This window comes from Rhodococcus sp. 05-2256-B1, from assembly GCF_002258465.1.
GTDB lineage: Bacteria > Actinomycetota > Actinomycetes > Mycobacteriales > Mycobacteriaceae > Rhodococcoides > Rhodococcoides fascians.
Window position 1 is genome coordinate 239,778 of sequence record NZ_NOZA01000011.1, and the last position, 16,988, is coordinate 256,765.

Consider the following 16,988-nt stretch of genomic DNA (forward strand, 5'->3'; position numbering starts at 1 on the left):
CGAAGTTCGGGTCAGCGGCTGCGCTGGCTCGTGGCCGGGCCTGCTGCGCGACGGCTGTGGCCACCGCCACCGCTGCGCGGCTGTCCACCACTGCGCGGCTGACCACCCGAGCGGGCCGGGCCGCCGCGTCGCGCGTTGTTGTTGCGCGGGGCTCCGGTGCGGGCCGGTGCCGGCTCTGCCTTCGGTGCAGGCTCGACGTAGCGGGCCTGCTCGCCGACGAGGTTCGCCACTGCAGGCGAGTCGGCGGTGACGCGGATCGGGGTGACCTTGATGTCGGCCTTGCGCAGCAGAACTGCGGTGTCCTTGCGCTGCTCGGGCAGAACCACGGTCACGACGTCGCCTGCGCTGCCGGCGCGCGCGGTGCGGCCGGAGCGGTGCAGGTATGCCTTGTGCTCGGCTGGGGGATCGACGTGGACGACCAGCTGAACGTCGTCGACGTGGACGCCGCGGGCTGCGACGTCGGTGGCGACGAGCACGCGGGCCTGGCCGGAGGAGAAGGCCGCGAGGTTGCGGTCACGTGCGGCCTGCGAGAGGTTGCCGTGCAGGTCGACGGACGGGATTCCGGCGTCGGTGAGCTGCTTGGCGAGCTTGCGGGCCTGGTGCTTGGTGCGCATGAACAGGATGCGGCGTCCGGTGCCGGAGGCGAGCTGGTGAACCAGCTTCTTCTTGGCTTCGACGCCGTCGACCTCGAACACGCTGTGAGTCATGGCCTCGACGTGTGAAGTGGCCTCGTCTACGGAGTGCGTGATCTGGTTGTGCAGGAAGCGCTTGACCAGTTTGTCGACACCGTTGTCCAGGGTCGCCGAGAACAGCATCCGCTGACCCTTGTCGGGGGTAGCGGCGAGGATCCGGGTGACGACGGGCAGGAACCCGAGGTCGGCCATGTGATCTGCCTCGTCGAGGACGGTGATCTGTACGCCGTCGAGCGTCAGGTGGCGCTGCTTCATGAGGTCTTCGAGGCGTCCGGGGCAGGCGACGACGATGTCGACACCCGACTTGAGTGCGGACACCTGGCGAACCTGCGAGACACCGCCGAAGATCGTCGTGACCTTCAACGAGTATGCGGCGGCGAGGGGTTCGATCGCGACGGCGATCTGGGTGGCGAGCTCACGCGTCGGCGCAAGGATCAGTCCGCGCGGGCGGCCGGGCTTGCGGTTGCCGGGGAGTTGGCCGGCGAGGCGCGCGACCATGGGGATGGAAAATGCGAGTGTCTTTCCGCTGCCGGTCTTTCCGCGTCCGAGTACGTCGCGTCCCTGCAGTGTGTCGGGGAGCGTGTCGGCCTGGATGGGGAAGGCCTCGGTCTTGCCCTGGCTCGCGAGTACGTCTGCGATGGCCTGGGGTACTCCGAGTGCAGCAAAAGTCTGTGGGGTCGTCATTGTGATGAAAAGTGCCTTTCGGGCAGGGTGTTGCACCTGCGGGCCTTCGGGCCGAGATGCAAGGTGGCGAGACTGCCGGTGGGCAGTTTCGATCGCCGTAAGAGAAGCCTGTGCGGGGTGCACATGGTGATTCGGGAGCATTCCACGACGTCTGACGTGCAGTTACGCGCGTCGATACCGAGTGTAACCGAGTGCGGACCCGATCTCTTCCCGCGGTCGACGGTCACGCGGCGTCGGAGCCGAACAGTCCGTCGATGTAGACGTTCTCCGCCGGCGAGCTGTAGAGCTCGACCACCGGCATCGGCGGCGCGCTCGAATCGTACGTGTGCCCGGTGGGTGAGATGAGCCTGTACCGATGTCGCGCGTTCCGTTTGTCTCGTAGTGCTTCGGCCGTCCAGCCTTCGCCTTCTTTCGCGTAATTGCATGCGGCACAAAGACCTGCGCCGTTTTCGGCGCTTGTCGCTCCGCCCGCGGTGTGTGCGGTGATGTGGTCGTGGTGCCGGATGGGCGCGTCGCACCACGGGGTGCGGCACGTGCGATCGCGGAGATCGATGAGGCGTCCCAATGCGGTGGGAAATGCGCGGGATGTGGATTCGACGGCTGTCAGTGCGCCGGTTTTCGGGTGGGCATAGAGGCGACGTAATGCGACGCGCGTCTCATTGCCCTGTGTGCCGTCGAGTGCGTCGCGCACGAGTTGGCGTGCGACGTCCGACGGGATGTCGCCGTAGCCGTGCAGATATGCGGACGTGTCGCCACCGGCGAGCAGGGCGGAATCCGAGATGACGATGTCGACGGTGACCGGTGGACCCTGAGCGGCCGATGCGCCGGTGACTCGCTCGAACACCAGGTCGGCCATGATCTGGTCGCGGCTGCGTGTGTCGCCACCTGCGTTGATGACGGTGTCGGCGTCGCGCCGCAGGGTCGCCCACATGCAGACGGTCTTCTCCATCGAGGTGAGCGCGGTGAAGAATCCCATCGATTCGGGTGCGGGGCGGGTGCTGACTCGGCGTGCTGCGTATGCCTTTGCACGCCGCTTGACCTGGGAGGCGGCGTCCAGTTCGTTGGCGAGTGCGCGGGCGCGACCTTCGATGGTGCGATCTCCTGCACCGGCGAGGGTGGCGGGGTCTGCGCACAGGCGTTCGTCGATGGTCCGGCGATCTTCGACGGTGAGGCATGCTGTTTCGCGGACGAGAATCATGACGCGCCACTCGTTGAGTTCGCCGGCTTTCAGGCGGGCCAGGGTGTGTGGCATTTCGTGAACGAGTGCACGAGCAAGCCCGAGATGAGTGCCGCCGCGGTTGGGTGACTCGCGTCGGGCCAGGCCGATCTGCGACGCAATTCCGGTGCGCCACTGCGTTTTCGGTTTGCCACGTTCACGACGTTCGGTGCTGATTACGGTTGCAACGGCATCGGTCACCACGGCTTGGGTTGCCACACTGACGCATTTGACGGTTTCGAGAGCAGAGATGAGATCGATGCCTGCTGCTGCGTCGACGACGATGTCGGACGCCTGAAGACGCGCAACGAACCTCAACACCTCGGCGGATGTGAGCGGTGATTCTGGTACAGCTGTGACCACGAGTTCCTCCCCAGTACTCGAATGCATGTTCGAATATACGCCGGTTTGGAGGGGAGGGCAATGGGGCGGGGTAAGAAATCTGAGAGTGCGCGCCGAAAAGCGAGGCTGGTGCCCTCGGCAGGATTCGAACCTGCGACCTACCCTTTAGGAGAGGGTTGCTCTATCCCCTGAGCTACGAAGGCTGGTGATCGAACGAGTGCTCCAAAGTCCCTGTGCGGCAAGGTCTTTCGATCAGTCGAACAATCGGGTTGCGGGTGGGTCGCTGTCGTACTGCACAGCGGGCCCACATCGCGGTCGTCAGTCTAGCGGTCCGCACCGCAGATCGTGAAGCAGGTTCGCGCTGCTGGTCACCACACCGGTCAGTGATGCGATCAGATTCAGGGCGGTGCGGTGCTGGTGGGCGGTGTAATCGGCGACCGATTCGATGCCGACGAAGCACTGAATGTCGCGGGCAAAAGCGTCGAACGTCGTCGCGAGAATTCCCGCCGAGGCGAAGACACCCACAATGACCAGCTGGTCACGGCCTCGTCGGCGTAGTTCGACCTCGAGATCGGACGCGTAGAACGCGCTGTAGCTGCGCTTCGCGATCGGAACGAAGTCCGATTCGGTGACCGCCACGTCCTCGGCAGACGGGCCCAACCCCCACATCGGCCCCAGCAGTCCACGCTGTTCGATCGCCTCAGCCGCCCGCGGACCGCTCGCCAGAATCGGCACTCCGGCAGACCTGGCGCACGCGAGCACCGCCGACGCTTCTGCGGCCACCCGCGCACGAACCGAGGAGTGCAGCACGTTCAGGTAGTACGGCTGCATGTCGTGGACCAGAAGTGCCGCGCGCTCGGGCCGCAACTCCCACTCGGGACCACCCACACAGTCGCGCAGAGTCTCGACCGCGTACTTCTCTACTTCGACGCTGAATGTGGCCACGTCGGTCATCCTCGTACAAACGCGCGCGCATTTTCCAGACGCGCGCAGAGTCGTCAGCCGCTGGCTGTCTATTTCGCTCGCACCTGACAAACGCGCGCGCGTTTGCGGATCCCTAGGTCCCAGCACCGCAGAACGAGCCCGATCCCCACCACTCAATCCGCGGCAATAGCATCCACGATGTTGAGGCGTGATGCGTGTACCGCAGGCGGAGCCGATCCCAGTAGCGAGAGGCCCAACGCGACGAGTCCGTACAACAGCACCGTCCAACTGGCGTTGTACTGCACTGGAATTCCGATGCTGGCACCGAGAATCAGTGTGCTCAGGTATTGCAGGCCGGCACCGATGATCAGCCCCAGAATGCCGCCGACGATGCCCACGGACAGTGCCTCCGCCAACACCATGCGTGCCAGGGTTCCTCGGCCGCCGCCCATGGCGCGCAGTACTCCGAGTTCACGTCGACGTTCGAGTACCGACAGCGTCAACGTGTTCAGCAATGCGACGGCAGCGACCAGTGCGACGATCCACTGCAGTGCGATGGCCAGCGCACCGGATTGGCGGATGGCCGCGCTGGTGCCCTCGAGTGCCGCGGCGCCCGTGTACACGAATGCCTCGGGCGGCAGAGTCGATCGCAGCGAATTCTGCACGGCTGCAACGTCTCCGTCGACGGTGATCTCGAGGTAAGTCGCACCCGGGCGGTCGTAGAAGCGCTGCATCGACTCCAGCGAGATCGCCATCGTGCCGCCGGCGGCGTTGATGTAGTCCACGAGATCGAGCACGCGTACGTTCTGCACCCCGGTCGGCGTCGGCAGATCGATGGAGTCTCCCGCCGTCACTCCCAGCGTCGTACCGAGCGCCTTCGAGAGCACCACCCCGTCGCCCGCGAGCAATCCCGCGCGTACGTCTGTGGGGAGCGAGGCCAGTGTCACCGCGTTGCTTCCGTCGGCGACGCCTTGGATGGAGACCAGCTCGTCGTCGATGGTCGCGTAGGCCCACTGCCCTTCGACGACGCGGGAGACGCCGGCCGTCGCCCGCACGGCCTCGTCGACGGCGGTGGGAACGATCGGGCCCGACGGTATCGCGTCGGGTGAGCTCATCGATACGTACAGGTCCGTGTCGGCGAGCGACGACAGTGATTCGGCGGCGGAGTCGGTCATGTTCGTCAACGAACCGGACACTCCCACACTGACTCCCACGGCGATGACGATGGTCATCACCGTCGCCCAGATGCGCCGCGGAGCGCGTTCGATGGTCGCGGTGGCAAGGCGTCCGGCACCACCCCATCGGCGGGGCACAGCGCCGGTGGCCCAGACGATCGGCCCGGTTCCGCCGACGCACAGTGCGACGACGCCGAACATGAACAGGGCACCGGCACCGAGGGTCAGTTGCCCGTCCACGTTGACGGCGAACACGAACGATCCGGCGATGGTGAGCAGGCCGAACACGGTGGCAGCCAACGTGAACGACAGTTTCGGACCACCGGTTGTTTCTCCGCCACCGACCGCCAATGCTTCGATCGGCGAGATGCGATACACCTGAACAGCAGCCAGAGCGGACGCGCCGACGCAGGCCAGCACGCAGGCCACGATCGCGACGGGAATGGCGAAGCTCGGCAACACGTATTCGATTCGCGCATCGAATGCTTGCGACAGGAACGGCGGCAGGCTCTCGATGGCAATGCGGCCCATGATGATTCCGAGAGGCACCCCGACGGCACCGCCGACGAGACCCACCAGTACCGACTCGAACAACAGGTCGCGGACGATGTCCGCGCGCCGACCGCCGACCGCTCGGAGCAAAGAGATGGTGGGGCGACGCTTGGCGATGGCCATGTTCATGACGTTGAACACCAGGAACGCCGCGACGACGAACGCGATGAGGGAGACCATCAGCGTCGCATTGCGCGTCAGACTCATGGCCTGATCGGCTCTGTCGGCCCGGAATTCCGGATTCATCACCGAGACTCGGCCGGCCAACGCTGCGTCCAGGTCGGACCGTAGCGAATCCCCGCCACCGAGAACGAAGATGGAATCGAGCTGACCCGGACGGTCGGTCAACGCCTGCGCGGTGGGCAGCAACGTGACCGCGAACATGCCCCCACCGATGCGCTGCGTACCAGGGCCGTCGATCACGCCCACCACCGCAGTGGGTCGGTCGGCGATCGTGACCGTGTCACCCTGCGTCAATCCCGTTGCTGCTCCGACCAATACGCCCGACGGGTCGGACAGCAGACCCGCTGCGTTGCCCACGGCACCTTGCAGATCGGACTGCAGTGCCGTGATCGATGAATCGACACCCAGTACCGTCAGCTCGCCGACATCGGATCGCACGATGCTGCGGAGCAGGGGTACCGCCGCATCGACGCCCGCAACACCGCGTACGACGTCGAGTTCGTTCTGGTCGAATCCCGAATCGGTCACGCCGACCACTTCGTAATGCGCATTGCCTGCGATCGAGACCGCCAGACGTTCGACGGATCCGGTCAGCGATCCGTAGGTGCCGAGGACGGCGATGAGCAAACCCGCGGCGACGGCCACGACTCCCGCCGAGACCAGCGAACGCACCCAGTGCATTCGGAGGTCTCGGAGGCTGATGACGCGAAATCTGCTGAGCGCGGTACCGATCACCGAGGTGTACCAGCGGTGTCGGTGTCGACGCGGCCGTCGATCATGCTGACGACGCGATCGGTCGACCGAGCCGCGTCGAGATCGTGGGTTGCCATCACCACTGCCCGACGCCCCTCGCTGCCGTGGGCTACGTCGGCAAGAATCTCGAGGACGTTGTGGGAGGTCTTGGAATCGAGGTTGCCCGTCGGTTCGTCGGCGATCAGCAGCGCCGGGTCCATCATCAGGGCTCGGGCGATGGCGATACGTTGAATCTGGCCGCCCGACAGTTGCGCCGGGCGGTGTTCGGATCGCTGCGCCAACCCCACCATGTCCAACAGCCGCATTGCATCGGCTTTCGCCTTCTTGATGGGGGTGCCGTCGAGCAGCTTCGGAACGGCGACGTTCTCCCACGCCGACATGGTCGGCAGCAGGTTGAAGAACTGGAAGACGAAGCCCACCTGATGGCGTCGGAAATCGGACTGTGCGTTGTCGTCGAGGGTGGTGACCTCGACGTCGTTGAATCGAATGGACCCGGCCGTCGGGGTGTCCAGCGCGCCGAGCATGTGCAGCAGTGTCGACTTACCTGCTCCGGACGGCGCGACCAGCGACACGAACTGACCACCGTCGATCGTGAGATCGATGCCGTCCAACGCACGGACCGGTTGTTCGCCGGTGGGGTACTCCTTGACCACGCCGGACAACTGGAGCTTCAACTTCGTCATGCATGATCCCCTGCTTCTCGAATACTTCCGACGCTACCTGCCGTCGGGTCGAGAAACCGGTCGGAGTTCTCAGATCACGCTGCGCCGCGCGAAGATTCGAGCCGTCTGGCCACCAGTGCCGCCTGGAGGTGGCGGATACCGGAGGGACGAGTCGGGTCGAACCCGGTCAGTTGTGCGATTCGCTTGAGGCGATAGTCGACGGTGTTGGTGTGCAGATGGAGTTGCCGGGCGGAGCGCTGACGGTTGAGGTCGTGCGAAATGTGGATCTCGAGGGTCTCGAGCAATTCGGGTGACGAATCGAGTGGCTCGAGGATCTGGGTGAGGTGGCGTCGACCCGGTCCGGGACGAGTGAGCTGGTACTCGAGCACCAGGTCGTCCATCCGGTACAACCCGGACGGGCGGTGCAGCTGATGAGCCAGGGACAGCAGTTCGTGGACCTGGTCTGCGGCGGTGGGAATGTCGGCTGTCGCAGCCTGCTCGGCGGTGGCGGTGACGGGGACCTCTGCGGCGGTACCGATGCGGTGCACCAGCGCCTCGACCCACTCGTCGTCGTGGACGCCGGGGATCAGGACGGTTCCGCCCTCGGTGCTGAGCAGCGACAGGGGAGTGCGTCCGCAGACGGTGGCCAGTTCGGCCTGCACGCGACGCAGCTTGCGTCGTGCAGCCACCGTCTTCTGGATGTTGGGGTCGTTCTCGTCGGGGTGCGGCGGTACCGACAGTGCGAGCACGAGGTAACTGTCGGCGAGTTCGATGCCCGACTGGCGGGCCATCGAGACGGCGTTGTGTCCGCTCAGCAACGAGGTGACCAGCGTGTGCGCGGCTGTGTGATGCTCGCTCGCCACTGCCTGAAGCTCTTCGACGTAGCTCTTGCTGGCCGCGATCGAGACCTTCTCAGACAGCAGCACGAACATGCGCGCAGCCTCGATCAACTGGGCGGCGTCGCCTTCTCCTGCCCGCTTGGACACCAGATTCCAACCGATCTGAATGCCCTCGTGGTAGACGCTGAGAACGGACTCGAGCGGGACACCCTCACGAGCCCATTGACTGGCCTTGGCGCGCAGTTCGGCCAAGTCGGACTCGGCAGGTGCGCGCCGCTCGTCGAGCATCTGCACGGCGATGCTGATGCACTTGACGGTGAATTCGGTGACGTCTCCGTGGAGTTGTTCACCGGGAAGTGAACCGCAGGGAGTATTGGCGGCGAAGTGGCCTACCAGGAGGCGCGCCACTGCGCGAAAATCGCGAAGGGGAGCCGAAGCAGGCTGCCCTGCGACCATGATTCCGAGGCCAGTCGAGTTGTGAACGGTCACAGATCAACCCTTCGTGTTGGATTCTTCAGGTTTTGAGAGAGCTAACGTACTCACGCGTAGAAACGCGCTTCCTGTCGTGAATCTATGCAACTTCAGCCGAAATGGCAGGTTTTTCAAACTTTGAGTTTGTTTCCTGGCCTCTAACAGGATCGATCATAGGTTGTTATCTACGTGTGATCCATGGTTTCGGCAAAACTCGTTGTGATTTATCTCGAGCGGGCCACGAGGGGCCTTGCGACTTGCCCTAAACAATGCAGAAGGCGGTCCCATCGCCTGCGCTACACGCCTACTTTGATCTCGGATCGGTCCGGACGAGCGGGGTGAGAGGACGAGTATGCGCAGCGACATCGGGCAGTTCACGGTTCTACGGGAACTGCAGCCGACGATCGACGACAACCTCGCGCGCCACCGCTCGACAGCTGTCTCCTGGCAGCCCACGGATTTCGTCCGGACCGAGATGTACTGGGGAACGCGTACGTCACCGCTGACCGAAGCCGCCAAGGCGGCACTGGTCACCGATCTCCTCACCGAGCAGAACATTCCGCTGTATCGGTGCGAGGTCGCGGCCTCGGGTACCGGCTCGTGGCCCGCATGGCTCACCGAGTGGAGCGCCGAGCGCACCCGGCATGCTGCCGCCGTCACCGACTACCTCGTCGCTACCCGCAGTGTCGATCCGGCGGCGCTCGGTCGAGCTCGCGCACAGTGCAAGACGGTGGGATTCGACTCCCCGATGAACGGCGCTCACCTCCTTCGTTCGCTGGCGCAGGTGACTCTCGACGAATCGATCAGCAGCGTCTGCCATACGAATACCGCGCACCAGTGCCACGATCCGGTTGCCGATCGCTTGCTCGGCCGGATAGTCGACGACCAGAAACTGCACGTCACCTTCTTTGCGAATCTGGTGTCGGCAGCGCTCGACGTCGCCCCCGCTCCGACCGTCACGGCGATCACCGAAGTAGTCATGAACGCGCAGTTGCCGGGTACCAACCTGCCCGGCTTCGGTCGGAGCGCCATGCTCATCGAGCGGGACGGGATCTTCGATCTTCGACGTCATCTCGACGAGGTGCTGCTGCCGACGCTCGCGCGGTGGCGCGTCTTCGAGCGGACCGACCTGGGCGTCGGTGTCCGCAGCCGCGACCAATTGGCCGACTACCTGGTCCATCTCGACACCCGGGCCGCGGCAGCCGAGGCGAACCGCACCCGAACTCAGGGGTACGCAGACGCGCTGCGCGCCAGCTGACGTGAGTGCATCACGCCTTCGGCGACCATTCATCGACTAGCCTGAACCCCTGTTCGTCATTCACCGAGCCACCGGGCTCGGGGCTACTACCGGAGGCCGACACGTGACAGGGCATCGACCGATCATCGTCGGCATCGACGGTTCCGCTGCGGCCGACAAGGCTGTGATCTGGGCGGCCCTGTGCGCTCGGCGACGGGACCGGCGATTGCACATCGTGACGGCCGTCGACATGCCGGGCGTCGTCGATCTGAGCGAATTTGCCGGCGAGGCAACGGAATACGTTGCCACTGCGAAATCGCGTCTGGCGGCGGCCGAAACGCTGGCCGTGTCGGTCATCGACGACCCGACGTTCGAGGTGACCTCCAGTGCCGTCGAGGGCGGCGTGATGGACGTACTCATCGGCGTGTCGGCCCAAGCCGAGCTGTTGGTGATCGGAGCGAGCGAAACGGGCGCTGTGACAATCTCTCTGGCAGCCCACAGCGTGTCGCCAGTGGCCGTCGTACGCGGCCGGGACATCGACGGCCGTCCCGTCGCCGAGGGCCCGGTCGTCGTCGGCGTGGACGGCTCCGACGTCAATCAGCCAGCGGTCGAGTGGGCGTTCGCCGAGGCCTCGGCACGTGATGCTCCGTTGATCGCGGTACACGTGTGGTCCGACGTGGATCTGACGCGCTCGTTCGGCCGGGCACCCGCGGACTGGCAGTCCATCGCCGACACCGAGGAAGCGCTGCTGGCGGAAAGTCTCGCCGGGTGGCAAGAGCGGTTCCCGGAGGTCGACGTCCAACGCGTCGTCGCCCAGGATCGCCCCGTTCGGGTGCTCAGTGGACTGTCCGAAACGGCAGCGCTGATCGTGGTGGGTAATCGGGGACGCGGCGGATTCGGGGGAATGCTGCTCGGGTCGACGAGCTTCGCTCTGGTCAACACCGCAGATTGCCCGGTGCTGGTCGTCAGGAAAGCGGTCACATAGCGACGGTCAACAAGAAGCTGACGTCTTCGAGCGCTTCGACGCTGTGTCGTGCGTCGGGGATGACGAGGAGATCGCCGGTCGAGCCCTTCCAGGTCTTCTCACCGCTGATCAGCTCCAACTTGCCGCTCAGGACGAGGACGGTCGACTCACCGCTGAGATCGTGTTCGGCCAGCCTGTTGCCTGCGGCCAGCGCCACGACGGTCTGCCTCAATTTGCGGCTGTGGCCGCCGTACACCGTCTGCGAACTGCGGCCACTCGACGCGCCGACTGCGAGCTTGAGTTGCTGACGGGCAAGTGCGGTGAGTGACTTCTTGTCCATAGCCGCCAGTATGACGCACCACCCGCAGCCGCGATGGGGGAATCATGAACGCGCTCAAACAGTTTGGGTAGGCTTCCCGTACTCCACCCAACGGAATCGCGTTCCATCCACGCGGCTGTTCTGCCAATCGCCCGCCTCAGCAATCCACTCGTCCGAAATCTCGGGGGCGCTCGTATCGCCGTCGACGTCGAGGTCGATCTCGGTGACTTCGAGGTGGGTCGCGATACCCATTGCACTGCGATAGATTTCGCCGCCGCCGATGATCCAGATCGGGCCGTCGCCTACCAGGGCCACTGCGTCGGTGACACTCGGCGCGGTCTCGGCACCGTCTGCGATCCACGAGGAATTGCGGGTGACGACGATGTTGCGACGGCCCGGCAGCGGACGGAACTTCGCGGGCAATGAGTCCCACGTCTTCCGGCCCATGATCACCGGATGCTCGGCCGTCTTCGATTTGAAGTGCGCCATGTCCTCGGGCACGTGCCAGGGGATCGATCCGGCGTCCCCGATGACGCCCGCGGTGCTCTGAGCCCAGATCAGGCCGACTTCTCTCGATGCACTCACACCGCTACCGGGGCCTTGATTGCAGGGTGGTGCTGATATTCGACGATCTCGACGTCGTCGAAGGTGTAGTCGAAGATCGAATCCCGCTGTGCCAGTTTCAGAGTCGGGTAGGGGTACGCCTCGCGGGAGAGCTGCTCGGCAACCTGGTCGCGGTGGTTGTCGTAGATGTGGCAGTCGCCGCCGGTCCACACGAACTCGCCGACGTCGAGGCCGGTCTGTGCGGCGACCATGTGGGTCAGGAGTGCGTAACTCGCGATGTTGAAGGGGACGCCGAGGAACATGTCTGCGCTGCGTTGATACAGCTGGCACGAGAGCTTGCCGTCGGCGACATAGAACTGGAAGAACGCATGGCACGGCGGCAGGGCCATCTGCGGGATTTCGCCGACGTTCCACGCCGAGACGATCATTCGCCGCGAATCCGGATCGGTCTTCAAAGTCTCGATGACCTGGCTGATCTGGTCGATGTGCTCGCCCGACGGGGTCGGCCACGAACGCCACTGCACTCCGTAGACGGGGCCGAGTTCGCCGTCCGGCGCTGCCCACTCGTCCCAGATGCTGACGCCGTGTTCCTGCAGCCACGTGACATTGGAGTCTCCGCGCAGAAACCACAGCAGTTCGTAGACGATCGACTTGAGATGGACCTTCTTGGTGGTGATCAACGGGAAGCCCTCAGCCAGATCGAAGCGCATCTGATGCCCGAACACGCTGGTCGTCCCGGTTCCCGTCCGGTCGGATTTGGCTGTACCGGTGTCGAGGATGCGGCGCAGCAGATCTTCGTACGGAGTCGGAACCATCACGACGGCCATCGTAGCTGCATACTGGACGCATGCCGGAATTACCCGAGGTGGAGGCCCTTGCCGGCTTCTTGCGCGAGCATGCCGTCGGTGCCGTGATAGGCCGCATCGACATCGCGGCGCTCAGCGTTCTCAAGACCTTCGATCCGCCGATCACCGATCTGCAGGGTCGCGACGTCACCGATGCCGCGCGGTTCGGAAAGCATCTGGCGCTGCAGGCGGGTGACCTGTGGCTGATCACCCACCTGTCGCGAGGGGGTTGGCTGCGATGGGTGGACAACCCCAGTGTTGCTCCGCCGAAACCGGGTAAGGGGCCGTTGGCGCTGCGGATCCACTTCTTCACTCCCGAGGGCGCGACGCCCGCCATCGACCTGACCGAAGCCGGTACCAAAAAGCGATTGGCGGTCTGGGTGGTCCGTGATCCTCAGCAGGTTGCGAGCATCGCCCGGCTCGGGCCGGACGCGATGACGGTCACCGAGCTCGAATTCGCCGAGATACTGGGCAGCACCACAGCTCGTCTGAAGACCTCGTTGGTGGACCAATCGTTGCTCGCCGGAATCGGCAACGCCTACTCGGACGAGATTCTGCACGTCGCCAAGCTCTCGCCGTTCGCATCGTCCAGCAAGCTCGACGCGGAAGCCGTTTCGGTTCTCTATGCCGCGATGCGCTCGGTCCTGTCCGACGCGGTGGACCGCTCGGCCGGGCAGGATGCGGCGCGCCTGAAGGGGGAGAAGCGATCCGGCATGCGGGTGCACGCCAGAACCGGGCTGCCGTGCCCGGTGTGCGGAGATCCGGTGCGCGAGGTCGCCTACGTGGACCGCTCTTTTCAGTACTGCGCGACGTGCCAGACGGCCGGCAAGATTCTTGCCGACCGCCGGATGTCGCGGTTGCTCAAGTAGCGGGTTCGAGCGTCTGGCTGGCGTAGCCGCGATAGCCTTCCCACGCTTTGCGGCGATCGCTGCGCGGATCTTTCTGCACCCGAGTGCGCGTGTCGAAGATCAGTGTCTTCCGCTCGGCTTCGTCGTAGGCCGGCCACGATTCCAACGGCTTTCCGTTGGTGGCGAACGCAATCCAGTGTGACTGCACGTGCTCGGTGACCTCCGCGAACGACTTTCGTCCCCCTGTCGCGGTCAGGGCCTTGCCGAACAACGTCTCGTTGATGCCGAAGACGGCGAACAACTCGAACCCGTGAGTGGCGTCGAGGCCCAGCAACTTCATCGACCGAGGGGCGAAGTCGAAACGATAGAAGTACGTCGGTGCGTGACGCGAATGTCCTTCGGCCACTTCGAGAGACGGCTTCCAGAACGTGAAATCTCCGCCGAAGTCGATGGCGGCCCGCTCGCTCGGGTATCCCCGGTATCCGCCGGTGACAACCGGTTCTGCCGCGGGATCGGTGAGGGAGAAGAGTTTGGAAATGCGTTCGGGGTTGGTGGGCAACGCGTCCAGAAACTTCGGAAACAGTGTTCCCTCACGGGCGTTGGTGCCGATGATCAGCGGCACATTGTGTGCGGTGCCGTTCGCGTACGCCTCGACCGGATCGACAGGAAGGAAGTCACCGTCGATCACCGGGCCGAAGGGGAGCAGGCCGGGAGTGCGGTGCAGCGTGGTGAGTCCGAGCTTGGTGCCTGCTCGGCCGAGTGCCAGTACCTCGGCGTTCTCCAGGGTTTCCACCGCGGTCTCGGCGGTGCCTCCGAGGTACCCGACGTACTCGCTCGCCCACTGGTCCGCACGATGCTTGGCGGTCGTCATGCCCGGTGCCGAGCTTTCGGCAATTGCCTGGGCGAAAAGGCCTTTCGCGGCGGGCACTGTCATCAGGGTGGTGACGGCATTGCCGCCTGCGGACTCGCCGAAGACGGTGACGTTGCCGGGATCTCCGCCGAACTCGGCGATGTTGCGCTTTACCCACTCCAATGCCGCCACCTGGTCGCGTAGTCCCAGGTTGGAATCGAACGGCCGCTCGGGGGTCGAGAATCGCGACATGTCGAGGTAGCCCAAAGCGCCGAGTCGGTAGTTGACCGACACGTAGATGATGCCTTCGCCGTCCTGCAGCGAGCGCCGGACCAGCGAACCTCCGCCGTACAGCGGGGTGGCCGACGTGCCGAGGGTGTACGCACCGCCGTGGATGAACACCATGACCGGTCTGGGTGTCGTGCTCGGCGTGCTCGGTGCCAGGACGTTGAGTGTCAGGCAGTCCTCGCTCGACGGTTGGTACTTGCCGATTGCGAGCATCGTGCCCCGCTTGTGCTGAACGGATGCGTTGCCCCACTCGGTCGCGTCGCGCACGCCCTGCCACGGCTGGGTGGGTTGAGGTGCGCGAAACCGAAGCGGACCGACGGGAGGGGCGGCGTAGGGAATGCCCCGCCAGGTGGTGAGATTGCCGACCGGCTTTCCCTCGATCATGCCGTCCGTAGTGGTCACGCGTGTTTTCACAGCCATTTCGCGATACTACCGGGCGCTTCTTACCCGGTGGTAAGAACCGGCAGGGTCGGGTACCGGGCAGACTCGAAAGCATGCCTTTCGAGTATCGAGCCGAGATAGTGGAGCTGCTGCGAGCGCCCTCGCACGCGTACTTCGGGAGATCCAAGGACGGCCCAGCCGAGGTGCCGACCGAATTGCCGGACAGCGTCGAGATCGTCGCCCACAAGGGCATCCGCGGCGATCGGTTCTTCGGGGTCAAGGCTCATACCGAGGCAGCGGTGAGCTTTCTGGCACTCGAAGCGTGGGACGCCGTCGGCGAGGTACTGGGCGTCGACGTTCCCGACCCGGCCGTGGCCAGACGGAACGTTGTGGTCCGCGGGTTGGAACTCGACCCACTGCGCGGACTGGAATTCGAGCTCGATTCCGGTGACGGCTGGATTCGCTTCCGGGGCGGCCGACCTGCCCATCCGTGCGCGTGGATGGACCGCATGGTGGTCGACGGCGCTCGCAAGGCACTGATCGGTCGCGGTGGATTGCGGGTCGAGCCGCTCTCGGACGGAATCCTGCGAGTCGGGCCGCTGTCGGTGCGTTCCCCGGTCGAACTGGATGCCTCGCGAGCTGCGCTGTCGATTCGGCGCGCGCAGCCCATCTGACGCGAAGCCAGGGGTCGCTCTTGCTCACGAAGTAAATCTGTGCCCATAATGTGAGCAATGGTGCGACGCATCACACCGGCCCGTCATGCATGGCGGCGGTCACTCTCTGGTGGAAAGACCTACCGATGTCCGATTTGTGGATCGTGATCAACACCGTCGTCGCGGTACTGGCGGTGGTGGTCTTCATCGTTCGTTTCCATTTCAACCCGGTGATTTCGCTGGTGCTCGGGGCTGCGTACCTGGGCCTGGCGACCAAGCTGGGAGTGTCGACCACTGTCGACACGATCACTGGCGGATTCGGCGAGATCATGGCCGAGGTCGGATTGCTCATCGCGTTCGGCGTCCTGATGGGTTCGGTGCTGCAGGAGATGAGCGCCATCCAGCGTCTCGTCGGCACCTTGCTGAGAGCCTTCGGCCCCAAGCGGCTCCCGTACGCGCTGTCGCTGACCATCGCGACTCTGTTGCAGTCCATCTTCCTCGACGTGTTGCTCGTGATCTCCGCACCGCTCGCACGCAACCTCGCCCCTAAGATCGGCAAATACGGCACGGCGAGGATGGCCACGGCGCTGGCCATCGCCCTGGAGTGCGGCATCGTGTTCATGGTTCCCGGAGTCGCGACGCTCGCGCTGGCCGGATTGCTCGGCGTGCCGCTGGGCAAGATGATGATCTACGGACTGATCCTCATCGTTCCTGTCGTCGTGCTGTCGGTGGCCATCATGTCGTTCGTCTTCCGGCACGGTTGGTGGAACGAGGAGAAGGACGAGCAACAGATCACCGTAGTCACTGAGCCCGGGGGCCCGGAGCCTGTCGAAACCGACGACGAGCCACTCGACGCCGGCGGCGGCGTGGCCCAGAAAGTGCGCACCGAGAAACAGACCTCGCTGCTGGTGTTGCTCTCGCCGTTGCTGCTCGCGCTCGTCCTGATCGCGATCGGTGCCGTTCTCGAAGTCGCCGAGATCTCGGTTCCGGTGGTCGAATTCATCGCCAGCCCGGTCATCGCGTTGCTCCTCGGACTGGTCGGGACGTGCCTCATCGGCCGTTACCACGTCGGTCAGGAGCGGGTGGAGAAAGCTCTCGCTCGTGGTTTCGCCGAGAGCGGCCAGATCCTCATCCTCACCGGTGTCGGTGGATCGCTCGCAGCCGTCATCAACGAGGCGGGTCTCGGCGACATATTGGGCCAGTACTTCACGGCCAGTACCGCGGCTCCACTGTTGATGGTGTGGGTCATTGCGGCCGCGTTGCACATCGCCGTCGGATCGGTGACGATCTCCGCCATCACCTCGGCCGGCATCCTCGCGCCTGTCGCGCCGCTGATCGGTCTCGACCCGGTGTTCATCGCGCTCGCCGCCGGTGCCGGATCGCTGTTCGCCGTGCACGTCACCAGCAACACGTTCTGGCTGCTGCAGTCCTTGATGGGCCAGTCGACGAGGGGCACACTCAAGACGTGCTCGGTGGGTGTGTCGGTGGCATCGGTCATTGCCATTGCCTTGATCGTGCCGATGAGCTGGATCCTGTGACCTCTTCC

At 64.7% G+C, this 16,988-nt stretch carries 15 protein-coding genes and 1 tRNA gene; 5 read left to right on the forward strand and 11 right to left on the reverse strand.

The annotated features are described in order from the left end of the window. Positions 1-11: 11 nt before the first annotated feature. From CH285_RS03070 to CH285_RS03100, 7 genes are all read right to left on the reverse strand, one after another. On the reverse strand, positions 12-1,376 hold the full coding sequence (locus CH285_RS03070; protein ID WP_052068934.1) for a DEAD/DEAH box helicase: 1,365 nt from the start codon (positions 1,374-1,376) through the stop codon (positions 12-14). Positions 1,377-1,599: 223 nt separating this feature from the next. Beyond that, complete coding sequence (locus tag CH285_RS03075; protein WP_094644606.1) at positions 1,600-2,955, reverse strand: HNH endonuclease; 1,356 nt, start codon at positions 2,953-2,955, stop codon at positions 1,600-1,602. A 106-nt stretch (positions 2,956-3,061) separates the two neighbouring features. Beyond that, positions 3,062-3,137: transfer RNA gene (locus tag CH285_RS03080), tRNA-Arg, on the reverse strand. Between the two features lie 115 nt (positions 3,138-3,252). Next, on the reverse strand, positions 3,253-3,879 hold the full coding sequence (locus CH285_RS03085; RefSeq protein ID WP_162182896.1) for an isochorismatase family protein: 627 nt from the start codon (positions 3,877-3,879) through the stop codon (positions 3,253-3,255). A 152-nt stretch (positions 3,880-4,031) separates the two neighbouring features. Further along, positions 4,032-6,503, reverse strand: coding sequence for an ABC transporter permease (locus CH285_RS03090; protein ID WP_094644476.1), 2,472 nt, complete (start codon positions 6,501-6,503; stop codon positions 4,032-4,034). Continuing rightward, on the reverse strand, positions 6,500-7,204 hold the full coding sequence (locus CH285_RS03095; RefSeq protein WP_176458417.1) for an ABC transporter ATP-binding protein: 705 nt from the start codon (positions 7,202-7,204) through the stop codon (positions 6,500-6,502). The genes CH285_RS03090 and CH285_RS03095 overlap by 4 nt, the downstream gene beginning before the upstream one ends. A gap of 74 nt (positions 7,205-7,278) precedes the next feature. Continuing rightward, positions 7,279-8,511: a PucR family transcriptional regulator gene (locus CH285_RS03100; protein WP_027495984.1), complete on the reverse strand. Its 1,233-nt coding sequence runs from the start codon at positions 8,509-8,511 to the stop codon at positions 7,279-7,281. Between the two features lie 334 nt (positions 8,512-8,845). Between CH285_RS03100 and CH285_RS03105 the strand changes: the two genes are divergently transcribed. Both CH285_RS03105 and CH285_RS03110 read left to right on the forward strand, forming a co-directional pair. Next, a complete protein-coding gene (locus CH285_RS03105; RefSeq protein WP_057473720.1) occupies positions 8,846-9,751 on the forward strand; it encodes an acyl-ACP desaturase in 906 nt (301 codons plus the stop codon). 103 nt (positions 9,752-9,854) lie between these two features. After that, positions 9,855-10,715, forward strand: a complete 861-nt coding sequence (locus tag CH285_RS03110) for a universal stress protein (protein WP_094644477.1) — start codon at positions 9,855-9,857, stop codon at positions 10,713-10,715. Here the strand turns inward: CH285_RS03110 and CH285_RS03115 are convergent. Genes CH285_RS03115 through CH285_RS03125 form a run of 3 tightly spaced genes read right to left on the reverse strand, consistent with a single transcriptional unit; the run spans position 10,708 to position 12,395 of the window. After that, on the reverse strand, positions 10,708-11,034 hold the full coding sequence (locus tag CH285_RS03115; RefSeq protein ID WP_094621643.1) for a cupin domain-containing protein: 327 nt from the start codon (positions 11,032-11,034) through the stop codon (positions 10,708-10,710). The two genes, CH285_RS03110 and CH285_RS03115, sit on opposite strands and share 8 nt — an antisense overlap. Before the next feature lie 54 nt (positions 11,035-11,088). Beyond that, the gene (locus CH285_RS03120; protein WP_094644478.1) at positions 11,089-11,598 is read right to left on the reverse strand and encodes a dihydrofolate reductase; all 510 of its coding nucleotides are present in this window, start codon (positions 11,596-11,598) and stop codon (positions 11,089-11,091) included. Then, positions 11,595-12,395, reverse strand: coding sequence for a thymidylate synthase (locus tag CH285_RS03125; protein WP_094644608.1), 801 nt, complete (start codon positions 12,393-12,395; stop codon positions 11,595-11,597). Before CH285_RS03125 ends, CH285_RS03120 begins: the two co-directional genes overlap by 4 nt. Before the next feature lie 29 nt (positions 12,396-12,424). Between CH285_RS03125 and CH285_RS03130 the strand changes: the two genes are divergently transcribed. Continuing rightward, positions 12,425-13,291, forward strand: coding sequence for a DNA-formamidopyrimidine glycosylase family protein (locus tag CH285_RS03130; protein WP_094644479.1), 867 nt, complete (start codon positions 12,425-12,427; stop codon positions 13,289-13,291). Here CH285_RS03130 and CH285_RS03135 read toward each other — a convergent pair. Next, positions 13,284-14,828, reverse strand: coding sequence for a carboxylesterase/lipase family protein (locus CH285_RS03135; RefSeq protein WP_094644480.1), 1,545 nt, complete (start codon positions 14,826-14,828; stop codon positions 13,284-13,286). The genes CH285_RS03130 and CH285_RS03135 overlap by 8 nt on opposite strands. Before the next feature lie 74 nt (positions 14,829-14,902). On the opposite strand from CH285_RS03135, the gene CH285_RS03140 reads away from it, so the two are divergent. Both CH285_RS03140 and CH285_RS03145 read left to right on the forward strand, forming a co-directional pair. Further along, positions 14,903-15,463: a molybdenum cofactor biosysynthesis protein gene (locus tag CH285_RS03140; protein WP_032365947.1), complete on the forward strand. Its 561-nt coding sequence runs from the start codon at positions 14,903-14,905 to the stop codon at positions 15,461-15,463. 125 nt (positions 15,464-15,588) lie between these two features. Beyond that, entirely contained in the window at positions 15,589-16,980 is a 1,392-nt protein-coding gene (locus CH285_RS03145; protein ID WP_032385841.1) for a GntP family permease, read from the forward strand. Positions 16,981-16,988: the final 8 nt, after the last annotated feature.